Raw genomic sequence first — 18453 nt, 5'->3', positions numbered from 1 at the left:
ACAGCATCACTGTTGCCGACCACAGCGGCAAGCGTGACCCACGTCCCTGTTCAGGTCGCTGCCGGGACGGTGAGCGTGGCGTGTGCAGCGGCCACCAGTTGTGCCGTGGTGGGCCCGGCCGCGCGCGCCACGCGTTGCAGCCCCAATGCGTGCGCCTGTTCGCCGAGCCGTTCGCTGGCCACGACCACGGTGGCGTGTGCCTGAAAGCGTTGCTGCAATGCCGGCGGAAGCTGCTGCCAGAAATGCAGCAACGCCTCACCACTGCTGACCGCCAGCACCCACGGCTGCGCTGAATACGCCAATCGAGCCAGCGTGCGGGGCGACAGGCGCAGCAGGTAGCGCTGATAGACATCGGCACGTTCGATCGTGGCGCCGGCGGCCTGCAGGTGTGCAGCAATCAGGCCGCGCCCGCCGGGGGCGGTGACCAGTCCGATGCGCAGGCCCTGCACCTCGGCCAGCACCGGCAGCGCCAGCAGGCCCTCGCTGTCCATCCGCTGCGGTGCATGTACCTCGGCGACGCCCTGCGCCCGCAGCGCGCGCGCGGTGCCTTCGCCCACGGTCAGCCACGGGCTGCGTTGTGCTTCGGCCAGTGGCAGCAGGGTGGCGGCCGCAGTAACGGCGGCCGGGCTGGTGAACACCACCCGATCGCAGTTCAGCGTGCGTTGCAGCTGACGCACCACTGGCGTGCCGTTCAGGCGCTGCAGACGCCAGGGCGGCAGGGCCACCACATGCCCGCCCAGCCCAGCAACGGCGCGGCGCAGCGCGGAATTCTGGCCCTGCGGCCGCAGCGAAATGAAGGTCCAGCCCGGCTCGGAACCGGCGGCGCCAGTGGGTATCGTATGGTCGGCCATTGCCTGCATTATGCGGGCCCTTCGTTGTCGTGGTCTCTGCTCCGATGTCCGTTGATGCTCTGACTTCCTCGCTGGCCGCCCTGCAGGACGTGCTGGACTGCATGCCGGCGGTCCGCGCCATGCAGATCCAGCTCGACGGCTATGCCGATGGCGTGCTGCGCATCACCGCGCCGCTGGCCGCCAACGTCAACGACAAGGGCAACGCTTTCGGTGGCAGCTTGGCCTCGGTGCTGACCCTGTCGGGCTGGGCACTGGTCAGCCTGCGCCTGCGCCTGGCCGGCCACGATGCCGAGGTCTACGTGGCCGACAGCAACCTGCGCTACCTGGCGCCGGTCTACGAAGACCTGCACGCCCACGCCGAAGCGGCCGAAGCCACCGGCTGGGATGCCTTCCTGAATACCTTCCGGCAGCGCCGCAAGGCCCGCATCAGCATCATCGCCACCCAGCCCGGTGCCGATGGCAAGCCCGCCGCCGAGTTCAGCGGTCGCTTCGTTGCCTTCGCCAAAGGGTAGGATGGCAGGCTGACGTTCTGGGGAAACCACCGATGCGCCGCCTCATCCAGTTCCTGATGTGTTCCCTGCTGCTGGTCAGCGCCGTGGCTTCGGCCGACGACCTCAGCCGCAAGCAGCGCAAGCTGCTGGAAGAGACCCAGATCGCCTACGGCGCCACCATCCGCTGGGGCAGCATGGACGATGCGATCGGCTATCTGGACCCCACGCTGCGCAAGGAAAAGCCGCCCACCGAGTTCGAGCTCAACCGCTACGCGCAGCTGCGCGTGTCGTCCTACCGTGAGCGCAGCAGCGCCTCGCTGGACGGGGGCCTGGTCGAGCGCCGGGTCGAAATCGGGGTGATCAACCAGAACACCCAGGCCGAACGCACCGTGGTGGTGGTCGAGCGCTGGCGCTGGGATGCCGAGGCCAAGCGCTGGTGGCAGACCGCTGGCCTGCCGGACCTGTGGAAGGGGCAGTGACGGGCCGCGTCCGGCTTGTGCGACAATCGGCGCCCGCTTAATCGACCCGTGACCTGAGTGAATTACGAAGAGTTGCTGGCCTTTGCAGGCCGAAACCCGATGCTGTCCGCGGCCCTGGTCGGCCTGACCGTGGCCATCATCGTCACCGAGATCCGCCGCCTGTTCCGGGGCTTCAAGGGCATCAAGCCCGCCGAACTGACCCAGCTGATGAACGCGGGTGGCACGGTGGTGGTCGACCTGTCGGCCAGCGGTGACTTCGAGAAGGGCCACATTGCCGGCAGCCGCAACGCCCAGGCCAGTGCCTTCGGCCCGGACAACAAGCTGGTGGCCAATGCCAAGCAGTCGCCGGTGGTGCTGGTGTGCCGCAGCGGCAACGCTTCGGAAACCGCCGCGAAGGCGCTGAAGAAGGCCGGTTTCGAGAAGGTCTACGTGCTCGACGGCGGCATTCCCGCCTGGCAGCAGGCCGAGCTGCCGCTGGTCAAGGGCCGCAACTGATTGCCGCAGGTGGCGTATCCGGCCTTGTATGGGCCTGATCCCGCCCCCATCGCAGTAGTTCGACCATCGTTTTCATTGCATTCATTGGAGTTACTGGAAATGTCCGAAGAGATCACCAACGGCGCCGCTGCGCCGGTCGATGCCGCCACCGGCCCCGCTTTCACCGTCGAGAAGATCTACGTCAAGGACGTCTCCTTCGAGTCGCCGAACGCTCCGACCATCTTCAATGACCAGGTGCAGCCGGAGCTGCAGCTGAACCTGAACCAGCAGGTGCAGCGCCTGGGTGAGAACGCCTTCGAAGTCGTGCTGGCCGTGACCCTGACCTGCCAGGCCGGTGAGCGCACCGCCTACGTGGCCGAAGTGAAGCAGGCCGGCGTGTTCGGCCTGGTCGGCCTGGACCCGCAGTCGATCGACGTGCTGCTCGGCACCCAGTGCCCGAACATCCTGTTCCCGTACGTGCGCCAGCTGGTCAGCGACCTGATCCAGGCCGGCGGCTTCCCGCCGTTCTTCCTGCAGCCGATCAACTTCGAAGGCCTGTACGCAGAAACCCTGCGCCAGCGCCAGGAGCAGGGCGACGCACCGTCGCTGGCTGACTCCGAGCCGGCTGGCAACGCCTGATTCCTGCCGCGACGTCACGGATGAGCACTCCCGCTGACAAGATCGCCGTGCTTGGCGCCGGTTCCTGGGGAACCGCGCTGGCCAGCCTGCTCGCACGGCACGGTCACCCGACCGTGCTGTGGGGGCGCGACGCTGCCGTGGTCGAAGCCATCGACCAGCGCCACGAGAACCCGCGCTACCTGCCGGGCATCCCGCTGCCGGACAGCCTGCGTGCCACTACCGACCTGGCGTCGGCGGTGGAGGGCGCGGCCTGGATCCTGGTGGTGACCCCGTCGCACGCCTTCGGTGAAACCGTGCGTGCGCTGGCGCCGCTGCGTCCGGCCGGTGCCGGCGTGGCCTGGGCCACCAAGGGCTTCGAACCCGGTTCGGGCCGCTTCCTGCATGAAGTGGCGCGCGAAGTGCTGGGCGAGGACGTGCCGCTGGCCGTCGTCACCGGACCGTCGTTCGCCAAGGAAGTGACCCAGGGCCTGCCGACCGCGATCACCGTGCACGGCGACGTGCCCGAGTTCGCGCAGACGGTGGCCGAAGCGATGCATGGCCCAGCGTTCCGCGCCTACACCGGCGACGACATGGTCGGTGCCGAGCTGGGCGGTGCGATGAAGAACGTGCTGGCCGTGGCCACCGGCGTGGCCGATGGCATGCAGTTGGGCCTGAACGCCCGTGCCGGCCTGATCACCCGTGGCCTCAACGAGATGCTGCGCCTGGCCGCTGCCATCGGTGCCAAGCCGGAAACGCTGATGGGCCTGGCGGGCCTGGGCGACCTGGTGCTGACCTGCACCGGCGACCTGTCGCGCAACCGCCGCCTGGGCCTGGCCCTGGGCCGTGGCCAGACGCTGCAGGATGCCGTGCGCGAAATCGGCCAGGTGGTCGAGTCGGTGCAGACCGCCGACGAAGTGATGCGACAGGCACGCCGCCATGGCATCGACCTGCCGATCTCCGACCGCGTGCGTGCCGTGCTGCACGGCGAGCAGACACCGGAAGAAGGACTGCGCGCGCTGCTGGCGCGGGAACAGAAACCGGAGTACCCGGACACGCTGTTCAAGTGAATCGAAAAACCCCGGCCACGCGCCGGGGTTTTTTGTGCGCGCCCCATCCACGCATAGCGTGGATCTAGGACGGAACCCGCTTCTGGTAGCTGCCAACCTTGGTTGGCGCCCGGTAGCGCCGGGCCATGCCCGGCGGCATTCATCACCGCGCGCGCGGCCGCGCGTTGCTGTTGTCCATGTCCGAGAAGATCATCCACGGCCCATTCCCCTCACGCTTCAGCGTGAGCGTGAACTTGCCGGTATCGCCCACGTTGTTGCCGTAGCTGTACGCACCGATGATGTAGCCCGTATTCCCCTCCACCGCATACGCCAACGCACGCAGCCGTAACGGACTGCTGCCCTGGCCGGCATACGCGGCCTCGATCGCGCTGCGGCCGCGCACCGGCGGCTGGTTGCTCTGCAGCACAAAGCCATCTTCGGCGAACAGCGCAGCCAGTGCCTTGACATCACCGGTGCGCCACGCCTGCTCGTAATCGCGCAGTACGCGATCCAGCGGTGCGGGCAGGGGGGTATCGGGCAGGCGCGCAGGCGTCGAGCCTTCAGCTCCGAACGCCATTGCGGGCGTTGCAAGCAGCAGGGCACTGCAGAAGATCATGGCGAGTGGTGTACGGCGCATGCGTCCGGCTCCAGGCGATGACGGGAAGCTACGAACGCATCCTAGCGCGGTGCTGGTTAGAATCACGCGGCCGCCAATTCGGCGAATGCAGCGCAGATCAGACAAGGACACGCGATGAAGATGCGAATCACAGGGATGGCGATGATGGCCGCGCTGCTTGCAGCCTGCGGACAGGCACCGGAGAAGACTGGTGAGACTGCACCTGCTGCGGCGACAGCGCCGACCACCGAAGCACCGGCCGCCACGGCCACCGTGGTCGAGAAGGAACCGTCCATCGAAGAAGGCGTGGATCCCGCTGTGTGGGACAACGAAGGCGAACCGGAAGACCCGAGTGCCGGCGGCGAACTCACCTGCAAGGACAACCCGCTGGCGACCCACTTCTTCACCTTGGTCGGCGGCAACACCGTGGACGACTGCGGCCGCAAGGACCCGAAGGTGCTGGCAGCGTTCGATGCGCTGATGAAGGGCACGCAGGACGCCGAATCCACCGACAAGGACATTCCGTCGCTGCGCAAGCGCCTGTTGAGCGGACCCAGCGGCCCTGGCGAGCTGCTGGTGCTGCAGGGCGAGCCGTGGTGGTTCTACACCGCCTGCCAGGCCCACGATTGCCCCGGCACCGCGTTGGCGATGTTGTACTCGCCCAATCAGTCGAAGCTGGTCGGCCGTCTTACCGCGCGCTGCCGTGTGTGGTGGCTGGGCGAGCCGACGGCGGAACAGCGTGCGCAGATCGAACAGCGCCAGCCACTGCAGGATGCCGCGTTGAAGGAAGACAGCGCGCTCTGCGAGTGATGTGGCGCGCTCCGCAGCGCCGGGCCGTGCCCGGTGCTGCAGTGAGCGTTGTTCCCCGTATTACCCTTCCGGCCGCATGCGCGCGCTGACCTGTGCGGCCAGCGACAGGCTGGCCATCATCAGGCCCTCCATCACGCGGTCGCCTGCGTACTCCTCGTCGGGTCCGTTCTGGCGCACGCGCTCGGCAGCCAGCAGCATTTCCAGCGCCACGCGCAGCCCGGCCAACGCACAGTCCGCGTCGGCCAGCGCCATGCGGCGCCCTGGCATCTGATGACGTTCGGGCCAGGGCTGGCCGTCGGCGGCCGCGCCCTTGCCGATGCGGTCGAGCGTGGCGATGAAACCGTGCGGATCGTGCGGGTGCAGTGCTTCCGAGGGCGCGTCCGCGTTGGCGGGCACGTACTGCGCGCGCAGGCGGGAGGATTCGGGTGTGCTCATGGCAAGGGCTCCGTGCAGGACAGACGGTAACCGCCACATAGAGGTGGCGGGCGGAGACGTGGCTCGAAAACCGGGAGATCACGAACAAGACCGGCAGGCGCAAGGCCTCCACGCTCCGCCCGCCATAGCCGGCAGACGGAATGCCAGCCGGCGCCACGCGGGGTGACGCCGGCTGGCAAGCGCAAACAACGTTCGTGATCTAACGGGTTTTCGAGGCCCGGCCACCCATTTTCCGGCGGCCCACCATCTGTACCGCCGTCGCTGCGCAACGCCAATCAGAACAGTTGCATTCAACGCTTGATCAAAGACGCTTTTGGCATTTTTGCATGCTGTTAAGCGGTCGCAGACGCAGGCGCCGCAACGTCCGTAGCGGCATGGGGAATATGCGACATGGGTCGAAGTTGATGACGTGGCGTACGGGCACTCCACCAGGCCGATGACGACAGTGCGGGGCGAAGAACGTAAATCGACTTCGGCGCACTCCGGTGTGTCAGTGCTCTTCGCGTCTCTCGTACCAGGCTTGAGTACGGTTCACGATCCGCACCACAGACAACATGACCGGCACCTCGATCAGTACACCAACCACCGTCGCCAGCGCAGCCCCCGAATGCACGCCGAACAGTCCCACCGCGGTGGCTACCGCCAGTTCGAAGAAATTGCTGGCACCAATCAACGCCGAAGGGCCGGCCACGCAATGCGCCACGCCCAGGCGACGATTGAGCAGGTAAGCCAGGCCGGAAGTGAAATAGACCTGGATCAGGATCGGCACCGCAATCAGTGCGATCACCAGCGGCTGCTTCACGATCTGCTGGCCCTGGAAGCCGAACAGCAGGACCAGTGTGAGCAGCAGCGCACACAGCGAGACGGGCCCAAGCTTGCGAAGCACCCGCTGCAACGCTGCCTCGCCACGACGCATCAGGATCCAGCGCCGCAGCAACGCAGCCACCAGCACCGGCACCACGATGTAGAGGCCCACCGACAGCAGCAACGTATCCCACGGCACGGTGATCGCCGACAGGCCCAGCAGCAGTGCAACCACCGGCGCGTAGGCCACCACCATGATCGCGTCGTTCAACGCCACCTGGCTCAGGGTGAAGTTGGCATCGCCACGGCACAGGTTGCTCCACACGAACACCATGGCGGTGCAGGGCGCGGCCGCCAGCAGGATCAGCCCGGCGATGTAGCTGTCGATCTGTGCTGCGGGCAACCAGTCGGCGAAGGCATGGCGCAGGAACAGCCAGCCCAGCAGTGCCATCGAGAACGGCTTCACCGCCCAGTTGATGAACAGCGTTACGCCGATGCCCTTCCAGTGCTGCTGCAACTGGCGCATCGCAGTGAAGTCGACCTTCAGCAGCATCGGGATGATCATCAGCCAGATCAGCAGTGCAACCGGCAGGTTGACCTTGGCCACTTCGGCGGAGGCCAGCACCGCGAAGGCATCGGGCAGGACATGGCCCAGCAGCGTGCCCATCGCAATGCACAGCACAACCCACAGCGTCAGGTGTCGCTCGAACAGGCTCATGGCAGTGGCACCGTCACTGCGCGCCGTCGGTCGGCAGCAGCCGGCCGATCCGGTCCAGCGCGTGCTGCAGCGTCGTGCGGTCGGACCACAACGATTCGGGCAGCGCGAGCAATGCACGCAGTCGCAGCTTCACGATGGCATGGGCCTGCGCGAATGCTGCGGCCTTGTCGGCATCGCTACCCGCGACGGCCGCCGGATCGGGCAGGCCCCAGTGGCTGCGGATGAAGTCACCGAACACCACTGGGCAAGCTTCGGCGGCCGCCGAATCGCATACGGTGATGACCAGGTCCATCGGGGCCGCGTCCACGAACACATCCCACGATTTGCTGTGCAGCCCATCGATCGGCATGCCTTCGGCCTGCAGCTGCGCCAGTGCGAACGGATTGACCTGGCCGGTGGGCTGGCTGCCGGCACTGAAGGCGGTGAAGCGATCGCCGCCCCAGGCACGCAAAGTGGATTCGGCAAGCACGCTGCGGGCGCTGTTGCCGGTGCAGAGGAAGAGGACATTGCGGGTCATGTGGCTTCCATGGTCAGTGAGCGGTTTGGACATGCAAAGCGCGCTGGCCGGGCAGAGACGAGTGAACTCGGCAGAGCTGCGGATCGCCTCCGCTATCTGCGCGCGATCACATCCGGCATAGCCGTGCCGCGCGAACCACGTGCCTGCCGATGTTGTCAGCAGCACCAGTTCCCTGACCTGCATACGGCAGGCCACCTCTTCGGCCACTGCCAGCAATGCGCGCCCAAGGCCGGTGCCGCGTCGGTCATCAGACACCACCAGGGAGCGGAGCAGCGCCGAGGCGCCGAAAACCTGCAATCCAACGGCGCCCACGGGGACGCCGTCGAGGTCTGCGACGAAAAACACGACCTTGCTGCTTTCCAGATCGGCCACGGGTAACTGCGCCTGCTGCAGAAGGTCCCGGATGGAGGACAGGTCGTCGCGTGTGCCGGCACGAATCACGGGGTCTGGCTTCATCTCAGCACCTGCATGCCGGTTCGCTCACCGCGCACCGCTCGTCCGGCGAGCCCGCGCAGCAGTTGTGCGTCAGGTACTCGATCAAGCCGTTCATGGCATCGAAGTTGGCCCGATAGCAGACATGGCGGCCCTGGCTTTCGCTCTCCACCAGCCCGGCCTGCACCAGCTCCTTCAGGTGGAAGCTGAGCGTGGCTGGGGGCACCTGCAGGGCCGTGGCGATGTCGCCCGCCATGCGCCCTGCCGGGCCAGCCTCCACCAGCAGGCGGAAGGCAGCCAGGCGGGTGGCATGACCGAGCGCGGTGAGGGCGGTGATTGCATTTAACGTTTCCATATTTCTAGAATAATCGAATGAATAAGCCAATCACAAGCCCTGATCTGCCCAATCTGGTGGAATCGTCATTGCCCCAGCCCAATCATCACCAGCTCGCCGCGGCAGATCTGGGGCCGCCACGCATCCTCCTGCTCTACGGCTCGCTGCGGCCGCAGTCGTTCAGCCGCAAGCTGGCGCTGGAAGCCGAGCGATTGCTGCGCCACCTGGGGTGCGAAACCCGCATGTTCGATCCGCATGCGCTGCCCATGCTCGACAGCGTGGACACGAGCCACCCTGAAGTGCAGCGGTTGCGTGCGTGGTCGCAGTGGTCGGAAGGCCAGGTCTGGGTCAGCCCCGAGCGGCATGGCACGGTCACCGGCGTGTTCAAGAACCAGATCGACTGGTTGCCGCTGGAAGATGGCAGCGTGCGCCCCACGCAGGGCAGGACGCTGGCGGTGATGCAGGTGAGCGGTGGCTCGCAGTCGTTCAACACCGTCAATACGCTACGCGTGCTCGGCCGGTGGATGCGCATGCTGACCATCCCCAACCAGTCATCGGTAGCCAAAGCCTGGCAGGAATTCGATGACGAAGGGCGCATGAAGCCCTCGCCGTACTACGACCGCGTGGTGGATGTGATGGAGGAGCTTGTGAAGTTCACGCTGCTGACGCGAGGGCGGTCGGACTACCTGGTGGACCGCTACAGCGAGCGGAAGGGCGACGCGCATGCCGCGGTATTGGCGCGGGCCGCAGGGGCTGCGGCTTCCTGAATTCCAATCTGCCGACGAGCGTATTACTTGCTTGCGCGCCGCGCGCCCTTCTCGTCTTCGTCCTTCGCATCCCCGCGGCTCTGCGCGAACTCCGGGAAGGTCTTCGTGATCGAATCCTTGTCCGGCAGGATGTAGAACACGCCGCCCTTCTCGAACATGGGCTGCACGATCTGCCCGTAGAACGCGGGCGAGACATTGATGCAACCGTGGGTGACGCGGTTGTCGTCCGGCGTGGGCGATGCCAGTCGTTCGGCACGCTTTTCCTTTGGGCTGCCCGGCGGCAGCGGGTGCATTGAAACCGCGGAATCGTAATCCACCCACAGCACGCGCCCGGCATCGTCGGAGGGGCCGTAGCCACCGATGAAGCGGCCGGCCGGCGTGGTGCGGTCGTGGCCGGGAATCGCGCTCAGTGCCAGCTTGGCGACGCCGGGTGCGGAATGATCGCCGATGGCCGAACCGAACAGCGCCGGTGCCGCGCCACGCAGCTTGCCGTCGCCGCTGAAGATCAGAACCTGCGCCGCCGCCTTGTCCATGACTGCGAACGGATAGCCCTGGTTGTCCTTGCTGGCGACGACCCAGCCGGCCAGCTCGATCACCGTTTCGGACACGCTCTGGTCAGCCGGAAGTTCATCAACGGCGGCTACCGGTGATGCAGGTGCGTCCTTGTCCCTGGCGTTGGCTACGCCGCTGCACGCAACGACCAGTGCCATGGCCAGTGCGGCATGGAGGGCGCGGCGTGCAGGGGAGGAGTAGGTACGAATGAGACGGCTCCTTGCAATGCAGTCTTGGGTGGAAGGACGCCAGTGGCCGGCGAAGGCCACTGGTTCCCGATACAGAGATGGATCAATTCAAGCAGTGAGGGAGCGATTACCCGCGCGGCTTGCGGCCGGCCGGTGCCCTTTCAAGCTGCTGCACGCGGCCTTCGATCTGGTCCAGACGCTGGTTGGCCTGCTGTGCGGACTGGTTGGCGGATTCCGCACTCTGCGCAGCACCCTGCACCTTGACGTCGAGCTGATCGAGACGCGAGTTGATGGTTGCAAACTCGTTCTTGTAAGAGGCGCAGGCGCCAAGGCTGACGGTGGCGATGAGCGCTACAGCAAGTGCGCGGGCCGTCTTCATGTGTTGCGGGTTCAGGTTCATTGCACTCCCTCCTTCGTCTGGGGAAGCTGGAATATAGCGGCGTTTGTTCCCGTCGCTACCAAGCGCTTTCAGCTGGAATTTGAGTACGTGGATGGGCTGTGAAGGCCTGTAAATCAACAAACCTTAACAAGCGGGATCAGGCGAGCTGATCTGCGCCGGCCAAGCGCCTTGTGCCTGTTCAATATCACCCATTCACCAGCATGAAGCCGGCATCACGGTATCTGCGCCTGCGCGCTTTCGCCTGCTGCGCACGCAGGTTGCCATCCACTTGCTTCCAGCAGCGCTGCAGCGTTTCCAGGCTGGACATTCAGCAGTTCGGCGATGGCGTTGCGCGTGTCGGGCGCGCGCGCAACGTAGGCATGGGCAATGCGGTAGCCGATCCAGTAGCCGAGATCTCCACGGCGCGCATCGTCGCCGGGGCCGTTGTACAGCCACCTCGAAAGATCGGTGCCCATGCTGTCCTGCAGGAACGCGCGCTCCAGCGCACACTCACGACCCTGCGTCCAACGCTGCAGATGCGCGTTGGCCGGTTGCCCGGAGATCCGTTCGGCCACGTACTCGGCGCCGCCTTCCAGCAGCGTCTGATAGAGCAGGGTGGGCTGCTCGACCTCCACGCGTGCACCAGGCTGTTGCACGTGCACATACTCATGGGCGATCAGATGCACGAAGCGGTCACTCACATCGGCCTGCATCCAGTCGGCGTTGCACAGCGCTTCCAGGCCGATGACCACGCCTGCTTCGGTGGTCACGCCACCACTGTTGCCGCGGCCCACCAGTACGGTGACCGGGGGAAAGCGCGCAGACGGCAACAAGGCGCCCAGCTGATCGACGGCAGCGGCGACGCGCGTGCGGATCGATGGCAATGCTGTCGCGCAGGTTCCCGCTTTCGCAAACAATGCCGGCTTGTCCTGGATGGCCCTGGCCAGCCGCTCCATCGAGCCGATACGGCTGTCGGTGAAGCTGCGCAGGGCATCCGTACCCGCATCCAGATAGCCGTGTTGCAGTTCATCGGCGCTTGGGCGCCCTTGGTTGGCGTCCATCACCTTGAAGAAGCGCGTGACATCGTCTGTCTGCACGACGATGTGCCCGGCAGAAACGATGCGCTCAGCCGCCTGTGCCTGCAGCAGCGCGACCGGCGAGGCGATCAGGATCAGTGCCCACATCAAGCATCGAGCGTGGTGCGTATAAGAAGCCGGCAGCGGTGCCATGCAGAGTTCCCTGAACGCCAGCCTTATTTATACACCAGTCAGTTCAATATTCAGGGTTGATTAGACCCCCTAACGGATAATTCACACCTGTCGACCGCCTCCTTTCTCTCCCCCTCCCGGGAGGCGGTCGACGAAACCAAAATAATTAAAGGTGTGTCCCGATGAACAAGAATTCGCTGCTTGCCCTGGGTCTTCTGGCTGCCCTGCCGTTCGCTGCATCGGCAACCGATGGCCTGTCGTACAACTACGTTGAAGGCGGCTACGTGAACACCGATGCCAAGGGCGGCGACGCCGATGGCTGGAAGGTGAAGGGTTCCGTTGCGGTGCACCCGAACTTCCACGTCTTTGGCGACTACAGCGCCCAGGAAACCGACAAGTTCAAGAATGACGTCGACCAGTGGCGCCTGGGTGTCGGCTACAACTACGGCATCGCACCGAACACCGATCTGGTGGCCCGTGTTGCGTACCAGAAGTACGACGAGAAGCGCGGCCTGGACTTCAACGGCTACTCCACTGAAGTGGGCGTGCGCACCGCGTTCAACCCGTACGTGGAAGGCTACGTGATGGCCGGCTACGAAGATTTCAGCAAGAAGCACGGTTACAACCCGGACGGCGAGTTCTACGGCCGTGTCGGCGCCACCGCCAAGTTCAACCAGAACTGGGGCCTGAGCGGCGAAGTGAAGCTGGCCAAGGCTGGCGACCGCGAGTGGTTCGTGGGCCCGCGCTTCACCTGGTAACAAACGCCTGTCGTTAGTGCGTGTTGTGCTGGCGTGTGACTCTCTCTCTCTCCCACACGCCAACCGAAGCCCGGCCTCGCGCCGGGCTTCACTTTTATGGGCCCTGTAGCGCGACAATGCGGCATGGGCGACTCTTCCCCCCTCGCAGGTACTGGCACGGCCTACCAGGAGCATCCGGCGCCTGCGCCGCTGCGCGGCCACTTTGGTCAGCTGTGGCAGAGCCAGCTTCCTGACGATGCCGATGGGCACATCACCGTACTGCCCGATGGCTGCGTGGATATCCTCTGGCGCGACGGTGCGTTGTTCGTGGTCGGCCCGGACCGCGTGGCCGCGCACCCGGCGCTGGCACCCGGTGCGCAGGTGCTGGGGGCACGCTTCCGTCCCGGCCAGGCATTGGCCGCGCTGGGCCTGCCCCTGGCCGAGATCATCGGCCAGGCCGTGCCACTGGCCGATCTGAAGGGCGCGTGGGCGAGCAAGGCGGCGGCCTCCATTGGTGACACCGCGCCTGCACAGCGCCTGCAGCGGATGGCGCACTGCCTGCAACAGCATATGGGTGCGTCCGCGCTCGATACCCCGGCGCAGCGTGCACATGCCCTGTTTCAGGCGCTCGCCATTGGTGACGCCACGCTGGATACGCTGGCGGCACGCCTGAGCCTGAGTCCGCGCAGCCTGCGGCGCTTCAGCCAGTCGCAGTTCGGCTATGGGGCGAAGACGCTGGAGCGGATCCTGCGCCTGCAACGTTTTCTTCGCCACAGCCGCGCGCTGCCACAGCACTCGCTGGCGATGCTGGCCGCCGAGGCCGGCTATGCCGACCAGGCCCATCTCAGTCGCGAGGCGCGTGAGCTGGGTGGCATGACCGCACGCGAACTGCGTCTGGAGTGGGGCCAATGATGGCCGTTTCGTTCAAGACCGCGATGCCACGTTGATTGAAGCTGGGGCTCCCACCACGGAGCCACGCCATGAGCCACGTCGCACCCCACGATGCCGAATGCCGCATCGACAACATTGAATTCAACGTCGCCGACATCGCCCGCAGCAAGCGCTTCTATGGCGAGGTGTTCGGTTGGCAGTTCACCGACTACGGGCCGGCCTATACCGAGTTCGACGATGGCCGCCTGAAAGGCGGCTTCGTGGCCGACGCGCCGGTGCGTGCCCACGGCGGGCCGCTGGTGATCCTCTACTGCGCGGACCTGGCCGATGCACAGCAGCGTGTGACTGCCGCTGGGGGCGAGGTGGTGCAGGCGGTGTTCGCGTTCCCCGGTGGCCGCCGCTTCCAGTTCCGCGATCTGGATGGCTACGAGTTGGCGGTCTGGAGTGATGTGGATTGAGGTCTTCGTACCTTCGCTGGTGGACGGAACGAGAACCGCTCCGTCCCCGGTCAGGTGGTTCCGCTATGATCGCCCGCACATCGCCACGCGATGCGCCCGCCTCAAGCCAGCAGGAACCGCCGTGAACTCCCAGCCCGCACCGATCACCGCCCTCAACCACACGCTCGACAACGAGCCGCAGCAGATCACTGCGCCACTGACCCATTCGGCGGCGTTCCTGGTGCTGAAGGTGAAGGACGACGAGGCGTCGATCGCGAAGGCACGCGAGGTCCTGGCCAGCACCGATGACCTGATCAAGAACACCGCCATCCGCGAGATCGAGCGCACCTTCACCTGCAACGTGGCCATTGGTCACCGCGTGTGGAAGCCGCTGGTGGGCACCACGCCGCCGCGTGAGCTGCAGCCGTTCCGCGAGATCAAGGGCGCGACCCACACCGCCGTGTCCACGCCCGGCGACCTGCTGTATCACATCCGCGCACGCACCATGGACCTGATCGTGGCGTTCGAGCGCAACCTGCTGATGGCCTTCGGCGATGCGGTGGAGACGGTCGATGACGTGGCCGGCTTCCGTTATTTCGATGGCCGCGATCTGCTCGATTTCGTCGATGGCACCGCCAATCCGGAAGGGCTGTCGCTGCCGGAAGCCACCATCGTGGGCGAAGAAGATCCCGAACATGCCGGTGGCAGCTATGTGGTGGTGCAGAAGTACCTGCACAACCTTGATGCCTGGCGCGCACAGAAGACCGAGGCGCAGGAAGCGATCATCGGCCGCACCAAGCACGACAACATCGAGCTGGATGATGCGCCGGCGGATGCGCAGAAGTCGCACAAGACCCTGTGCACCATTGAAGACGCCGACGGCGAGCACGAGATCCTGCGCGACAACATGCCGTTCGCCAACCCGGGCCGTGGCGAGTACGGCACCTATTTCATTGGTTACACCCGCCGCCTGTGGGTGATCGAGAAGATGCTCGAGCGCATGTTCATCGGCAATCCCGCGCCGCTGCACGACCGCATCCTCGATTTCTCCACCGCCACCACCGGCGTGACCTTCTTCGCGCCCTCGCGCAAAGTGCTGGCCGATCTGGGCGATTGATCGCGCCGGGCAGCGGCGACCGCCATCTGCCTGTCATCTACCGCCCCGACCATCTGCTGTTGGATGCGAGTGCAGGAGCAGGTGATGGCCATGGCAAGGAACACAACCGGCGCACGCCGCTGGTGGCGGCCGCTGGCCGCGTTGTTCGGTGCGCTGGCACTGGGGTGCGCCGCGGTGTCCGCGCAGGAAGCTCCTGCACACTGGATGGCCTATGCCGCCGCCGTGGGGGGCCAACTGCAGCAGCGCCTGCAGCAGGAGCAGGATCCGCAGGCGCAGCGCGTGCTGGAATGGCTGCAGGCACATCCGGACGCACCGACGCCGCTGCCGGTGAGCGTGTGGATCGCGGCGGATGGCCGCATCTCGAAGCTGGAATTTGACAGCCTGGGCGATGCCCAGGTTGATGCAGACCTGCGCGCGACCCTGCAGGCAGCGCCGCTGCAGGCGGCGCCACCGGCCGACATGCGCCAGCCGCTGCGGCTGGGGCTGGTGCTGGAGCCGAAGTAGATTCACGCCATGCGTGGATATGCCTGGTAGATGCCGACTTTGGTCGGCAGGCACGCCAACCAAGGTTGGCGACTACCGGTGGCCCCCAGCCACGCATGGCGTGGCTCTACTGCGTTGCCACCTGCGGTTCACGCGCGGCCGCGCTCCATGCGCGCAGGCCGAACACGGCCAGGCCGAGGAAGAACACGTACAGCGCGGCGGTCACGTGCAGCGACTTGAACAGGTACGCACCCACATAGACCACGTCCACCGCGATCCACACCCACCAGCAGGCCACGTGGCGGCGTGCCTGCCACCACTGGCCGACCAGGCTCAGCGCGGTCAGCATCGCGTCCAGCCAGGGCAGTGCGGCATCGGTGAAGGTATGCATGGCCGCACCCAGCGCCACGCCACCACACAGGCCGATGGCCAGGTCGCGCAGCAGCTTGCCGCGCGCCAGCGGCACGATGCGGATGCTGCCCTCATCGGCGGCATGCTGCCGCCAGTTGAGCCAGCCGTAGACCAGGAAGCCACCGAAGGCGACCTGCAGCAGGGTGTCCGAGTACAGCTTGGCCTCGGCGAATACCAGCCCGTACAGCGTCACCGACAGCAGGCCCACCGGCCACGCCACCAGCCGGCGCCGGGCCATCAGCCAGACGCCAAGGATGCTGCACAGTGCGGCGGTCCACTCGAGCATCACGCCGCTCACAGCGCGAACGTCACCGACAGGCGGGCCTGTCGCGGTGCGCCGGGGAACAGGTAGTAGTCACCGCCGCTGCTGCCGGTATCGCGCCAGTAGAAGCGGTTGAACACGTTGTCCACCGACAGGTTCCAGGTCACCGCACGCTCGTGCAGGCGATGCTGGAAGCGCAGACCAGCGTCGAACACCGAGTAGTCCGGTGCGCGCACGCCGCCGTCGGCACGTGCGACGTTGGCACCGGCATAACGCCAGCCGCCAGTGACATCCAGGCCCTGCACGAACGGCAGCGCATAGGCCACATGCACGCTGGCCCGCACCTTCGGCACATTCACCAGCTGATGGCCTTCATAAGCCGGCGTGCCGGTGTCGCGCGCACGCGCCTGCAGCACGCTGGCACTGGCCACGATCTGCAATGCATCGGTCAGCTGGCCGTTGGCGGTCAGCTCCAGGCCGGTGTGGGTCTGGGTGCCTTCCTCGACGAAGGTGTAGCCCACGTCGCTGTTGTCCGGCCTGGCGTACTGGTACGGCTGCGAAATGCGGAACACGGCCGCACCCAGGGTCAACGCCTCGACCGGTACGTACTTCACGCCCACTTCCAGCTGGCGCGACTGCACCGACGGCAGGAAGGTGTCGGCATTGCTGGTCCAGAACGGCGCTTCCTGGCCCAGCGAAATGCCGCGCACGTAACTGGCATAGGCGTTGAGCTGGTCGGTGGCCTTCCACACCAGCGCGGTCTGCGGCAGGAAGCGCGACAGGCGGCTGTGGCGCTGCGGGGTGCCGCGCTTGTCGTAGGCGCGCTCGTCGAGGCGCACGAAGCGGCCACCGGCCAGCCACTGCCAGTCGTCACCGAAGCTGATCCGGTCCAGCGCGAAGAAGGCGGTCTGGCGGCTGTCCAGGCGACGTGCGGACGGGCCGGGCATCTTCGGCGACGGCTCGAACACCGGCACCGGTGCCTCGTGGATGTTGGTGGTGCCGACGTACTCGTTGACGCTGGGGCGCTTGTCCACGGTGCGGCGGAAGTAGTCGGCACCGAGGGTCAGCTCATGGCCGACGCTGCCGGTCTCGAAACGGCCGCGCAGCTCGGTACGGGCCTGCTGGTTGCGGCGGGTGTCGCCCGGGCTGCGGTAGTCGTAGACGTCGTAGTCGCCATTGGGCGCGAAGTAGTTGCCCGGCACGGTGCCATCGGCGCATTGCGTGGCGTAGTAGCAGCCGTAGGCGAAGGCGACGTTGTCGTCGATCACCGACCGGCTGTGGCCGACCGACACGCGCGACTGCCAAGCGTCATTGAAGTCGTAGGTGTGCAGTGCGGTGATGTTGGTGCTGGCGATATCCACCGGGCGCTGCCACGGCTGGTAGCCGAGCAGGTGCTCGCGGTCGACGCCGCGCGGCAGGTCACGCGCGCCCAGCAGCTGGTAGCCGGACACCGAACGCTGCGAGCTGGTCTGGTAGTTGGCATCCACTTCCAGCTTGCCGCGTTCGCCGATCAGCCAGTCGGCCGCCAGCGAGTAGAAATTGCGGCGGCCATCGGCGTGCTCGACATAGGAATTGCTGGAATCCCACGCGGCATTCAGGCGCAGGCCGAAGCGCGGGGTGATCCAGTGGCCGACATCGACGGCGACGTAGCGCGAGCCTTCCGAATCGGTACCGAGCGTGGCGGTGCGCACTTCGGCCGGGCGCTTGCCGATGTAGTTGATGATGCCGCCGGGCGCCATCACGCCTGCGGCCAGGCCGGCTTCACCCTTGAGGATCTCCACCGACTGCACGTTCTCCAGCGCCAGGCGCTGTTCGCCGGCGATGGACAGGCCGTTGAAGCGGTAGCCGGTGGCGGCGTCCAGCGCGAAGCCACGGATGGCGATGTTCTGGTAGTAGCCCACCGGCGCATACGCATCACCCAGCGAGGCATCGTTGCTGGCCAGCTCGGACAGCGAACGCACCTGGCGGCGATCGAGGTAGTCGCGCTCGAGCACGTTCACCGAGGCCGGCGTGTCCTTCCAGCTGCCGCCACCGAAGGCGTTCACGCGTGAGGTATCGGCCTTCGGTTTGCCGGCCTGCACGCGCACCGCTGCCAGTTCGGTCGGCGAGCGTTCGGCGCCGGTGGCAGCCACATCAGGGGACGCCTCGGCCTCGCGGGCATGCAGCGGCAGCGCGGCGCAGAGGGCGAGGGAGAGCAGGGTGGGGCGCAGGCAGCGGTTCATTCGATTCGTCTTCGGACAACAAGGGAGACGAAGCGACGGCGCGCAGGTGCACCGGCCCATGACGGGGGTGTGGCTGCGGCTCAAAGCTCCCTACGCCGGTGCAAACCGGATCAGGTTCCAAGGGACTCTCTCAGCCTGGCAGATCCAGGCACCCCCGCTTCAGGTGACCATTTC

General features: G+C 66.3%; 23 protein-coding genes, 1 pseudogene and 1 riboswitch. Of the genes and pseudogenes, 12 read left to right on the top strand and 12 right to left on the bottom strand.

The features are described from left to right. Positions 1–50: 50 nt before the first annotated feature. Positions 51–860: a uroporphyrinogen-III synthase gene (locus N5D20_RS18015; RefSeq protein ID WP_197578552.1), complete on the bottom strand. Its 810-nt coding sequence runs from the start codon at positions 858–860 to the stop codon at positions 51–53. 35 nt (positions 861–895) lie between these two features. Between N5D20_RS18015 and N5D20_RS18010 the strand changes: the two genes are divergently transcribed. The 5 genes from N5D20_RS18010 to N5D20_RS17990 all read left to right on the top strand — a co-directional run bounded on the left by N5D20_RS18010 (position 896) and on the right by N5D20_RS17990 (position 3980). After that, on the top strand, positions 896–1363 hold the full coding sequence (locus N5D20_RS18010) for a YiiD C-terminal domain-containing protein (RefSeq protein WP_005407593.1): 468 nt from the start codon (positions 896–898) through the stop codon (positions 1361–1363). A gap of 32 nt (positions 1364–1395) precedes the next feature. Further along, complete coding sequence (locus N5D20_RS18005; protein ID WP_159359645.1) at positions 1396–1821, top strand: hypothetical protein; 426 nt, start codon at positions 1396–1398, stop codon at positions 1819–1821. A 57-nt stretch (positions 1822–1878) separates the two neighbouring features. Then, entirely contained in the window at positions 1879–2316 is a 438-nt protein-coding gene (locus N5D20_RS18000; protein WP_004153552.1) for a rhodanese-like domain-containing protein, read from the top strand. A gap of 99 nt (positions 2317–2415) precedes the next feature. Then, positions 2416–2934, top strand: coding sequence for a protein-export chaperone SecB (gene secB / locus N5D20_RS17995; RefSeq protein WP_004153553.1), 519 nt, complete (start codon positions 2416–2418; stop codon positions 2932–2934). A gap of 20 nt (positions 2935–2954) precedes the next feature. After that, positions 2955–3980, top strand: coding sequence for an NAD(P)H-dependent glycerol-3-phosphate dehydrogenase (locus N5D20_RS17990; protein ID WP_010487166.1), 1026 nt, complete (start codon positions 2955–2957; stop codon positions 3978–3980). 142 nt (positions 3981–4122) lie between these two features. On the opposite strand, the gene N5D20_RS17985 is transcribed toward N5D20_RS17990, so the two are convergent. Beyond that, a complete protein-coding gene (locus tag N5D20_RS17985; RefSeq protein WP_197578572.1) occupies positions 4123–4575 on the bottom strand; it encodes a nuclear transport factor 2 family protein in 453 nt (150 codons plus the stop codon). Between the two features lie 135 nt (positions 4576–4710). Here N5D20_RS17985 and N5D20_RS17980 point away from each other — a divergent pair, with 135 nt between their 5' ends. Then, the gene (locus N5D20_RS17980) at positions 4711–5385 is read left to right on the top strand and encodes a hypothetical protein (RefSeq protein WP_197578553.1); all 675 of its coding nucleotides are present in this window, start codon (positions 4711–4713) and stop codon (positions 5383–5385) included. A 60-nt stretch (positions 5386–5445) separates the two neighbouring features. Here N5D20_RS17980 and N5D20_RS17975 read toward each other — a convergent pair whose 3' ends face one another. The 5 genes and pseudogenes from N5D20_RS17975 to N5D20_RS17955 form a co-directional block, all read right to left on the bottom strand. Beyond that, positions 5446–5820: a hypothetical protein gene (locus tag N5D20_RS17975; RefSeq protein ID WP_279914791.1), complete on the bottom strand. Its 375-nt coding sequence runs from the start codon at positions 5818–5820 to the stop codon at positions 5446–5448. A gap of 490 nt (positions 5821–6310) precedes the next feature. Next, positions 6311–7342 carry an ACR3 family arsenite efflux transporter gene (gene arsB, locus N5D20_RS17970; protein WP_279914792.1) on the bottom strand — a complete coding sequence of 344 codons (1032 nt, stop codon included), beginning with the start codon at positions 7340–7342 and terminating at the stop codon, positions 6311–6313. A 13-nt stretch (positions 7343–7355) separates the two neighbouring features. After that, positions 7356–7859 (bottom strand): arsenate reductase ArsC, encoded by a 504-nt coding sequence (locus N5D20_RS17965; RefSeq protein ID WP_049480513.1) that lies wholly within the window; start codon positions 7857–7859, stop codon positions 7356–7358. A gap of 36 nt (positions 7860–7895) precedes the next feature. After that, positions 7896–8315, bottom strand: a pseudogene (arsN2, locus tag N5D20_RS17960) (arsenic resistance N-acetyltransferase ArsN2); the annotation flags it as partial. Position 8316: 1 nt separating this feature from the next. Continuing rightward, a complete protein-coding gene (locus N5D20_RS17955) occupies positions 8317–8646 on the bottom strand; it encodes a metalloregulator ArsR/SmtB family transcription factor (RefSeq protein ID WP_010487154.1) in 330 nt (109 codons plus the stop codon). A gap of 17 nt (positions 8647–8663) precedes the next feature. Between N5D20_RS17955 and arsH the strand changes: the two genes are divergently transcribed. Then, positions 8664–9392: an arsenical resistance protein ArsH gene (gene arsH / locus N5D20_RS17950; protein ID WP_049480467.1), complete on the top strand. Its 729-nt coding sequence runs from the start codon at positions 8664–8666 to the stop codon at positions 9390–9392. 23 nt (positions 9393–9415) lie between these two features. Here arsH and N5D20_RS17945 read toward each other — a convergent pair whose 3' ends face one another. The 3 genes from N5D20_RS17945 to N5D20_RS17935 all read right to left on the bottom strand — a co-directional run bounded on the left by N5D20_RS17945 (position 9416) and on the right by N5D20_RS17935 (position 11695). After that, positions 9416–10102, bottom strand: coding sequence for a hypothetical protein (locus tag N5D20_RS17945; RefSeq protein ID WP_049480469.1), 687 nt, complete (start codon positions 10100–10102; stop codon positions 9416–9418). Positions 10103–10259: 157 nt separating this feature from the next. After that, positions 10260–10532 (bottom strand): hypothetical protein, encoded by a 273-nt coding sequence (locus N5D20_RS17940; protein WP_010487149.1) that lies wholly within the window; start codon positions 10530–10532, stop codon positions 10260–10262. Between the two features lie 212 nt (positions 10533–10744). Continuing rightward, positions 10745–11695, bottom strand: coding sequence for a DUF2268 domain-containing putative Zn-dependent protease (locus tag N5D20_RS17935; RefSeq protein ID WP_099559720.1), 951 nt, complete (start codon positions 11693–11695; stop codon positions 10745–10747). A 206-nt stretch (positions 11696–11901) separates the two neighbouring features. Between N5D20_RS17935 and N5D20_RS17930 the strand changes: the two genes are divergently transcribed. From N5D20_RS17930 to N5D20_RS17910, 5 genes are all read left to right on the top strand, one after another. After that, positions 11902–12477 (top strand): Ax21 family protein, encoded by a 576-nt coding sequence (locus N5D20_RS17930; RefSeq protein WP_004134798.1) that lies wholly within the window; start codon positions 11902–11904, stop codon positions 12475–12477. A gap of 123 nt (positions 12478–12600) precedes the next feature. Next, positions 12601–13368, top strand: coding sequence for a DUF6597 domain-containing transcriptional factor (locus tag N5D20_RS17925; protein ID WP_143993692.1), 768 nt, complete (start codon positions 12601–12603; stop codon positions 13366–13368). 68 nt (positions 13369–13436) lie between these two features. Then, a complete protein-coding gene (locus tag N5D20_RS17920) occupies positions 13437–13805 on the top strand; it encodes a VOC family protein (RefSeq protein WP_019338378.1) in 369 nt (122 codons plus the stop codon). Positions 13806–13926: 121 nt separating this feature from the next. Continuing rightward, a complete protein-coding gene (locus tag N5D20_RS17915; protein ID WP_010487139.1) occupies positions 13927–14901 on the top strand; it encodes a Dyp-type peroxidase in 975 nt (324 codons plus the stop codon). Positions 14902–14985: 84 nt separating this feature from the next. Continuing rightward, positions 14986–15405: a hypothetical protein gene (locus N5D20_RS17910; protein ID WP_019338379.1), complete on the top strand. Its 420-nt coding sequence runs from the start codon at positions 14986–14988 to the stop codon at positions 15403–15405. A 106-nt stretch (positions 15406–15511) separates the two neighbouring features. Here the strand turns inward: N5D20_RS17910 and pnuC are convergent, their stop codons facing one another. Both pnuC and N5D20_RS17900 read right to left on the bottom strand, forming a co-directional pair. Beyond that, complete coding sequence (gene pnuC / locus N5D20_RS17905; RefSeq protein WP_019338380.1) at positions 15512–16081, bottom strand: nicotinamide riboside transporter PnuC; 570 nt, start codon at positions 16079–16081, stop codon at positions 15512–15514. A gap of 8 nt (positions 16082–16089) precedes the next feature. Then, on the bottom strand, positions 16090–18279 hold the full coding sequence (locus N5D20_RS17900; protein WP_019338381.1) for a TonB-dependent siderophore receptor: 2190 nt from the start codon (positions 18277–18279) through the stop codon (positions 16090–16092). Between the two features lie 70 nt (positions 18280–18349). Beyond that, a riboswitch (TPP riboswitch) is annotated at positions 18350–18445 on the bottom strand. Positions 18446–18453 lie beyond the last annotated feature (8 nt).

Source organism: Stenotrophomonas sp. GD03877 (assembly GCF_029840555.1).
Lineage (GTDB): Bacteria > Pseudomonadota > Gammaproteobacteria > Xanthomonadales > Xanthomonadaceae > Stenotrophomonas > Stenotrophomonas geniculata.
This window is presented reverse-complemented; position numbering and strand designations above follow the sequence as displayed.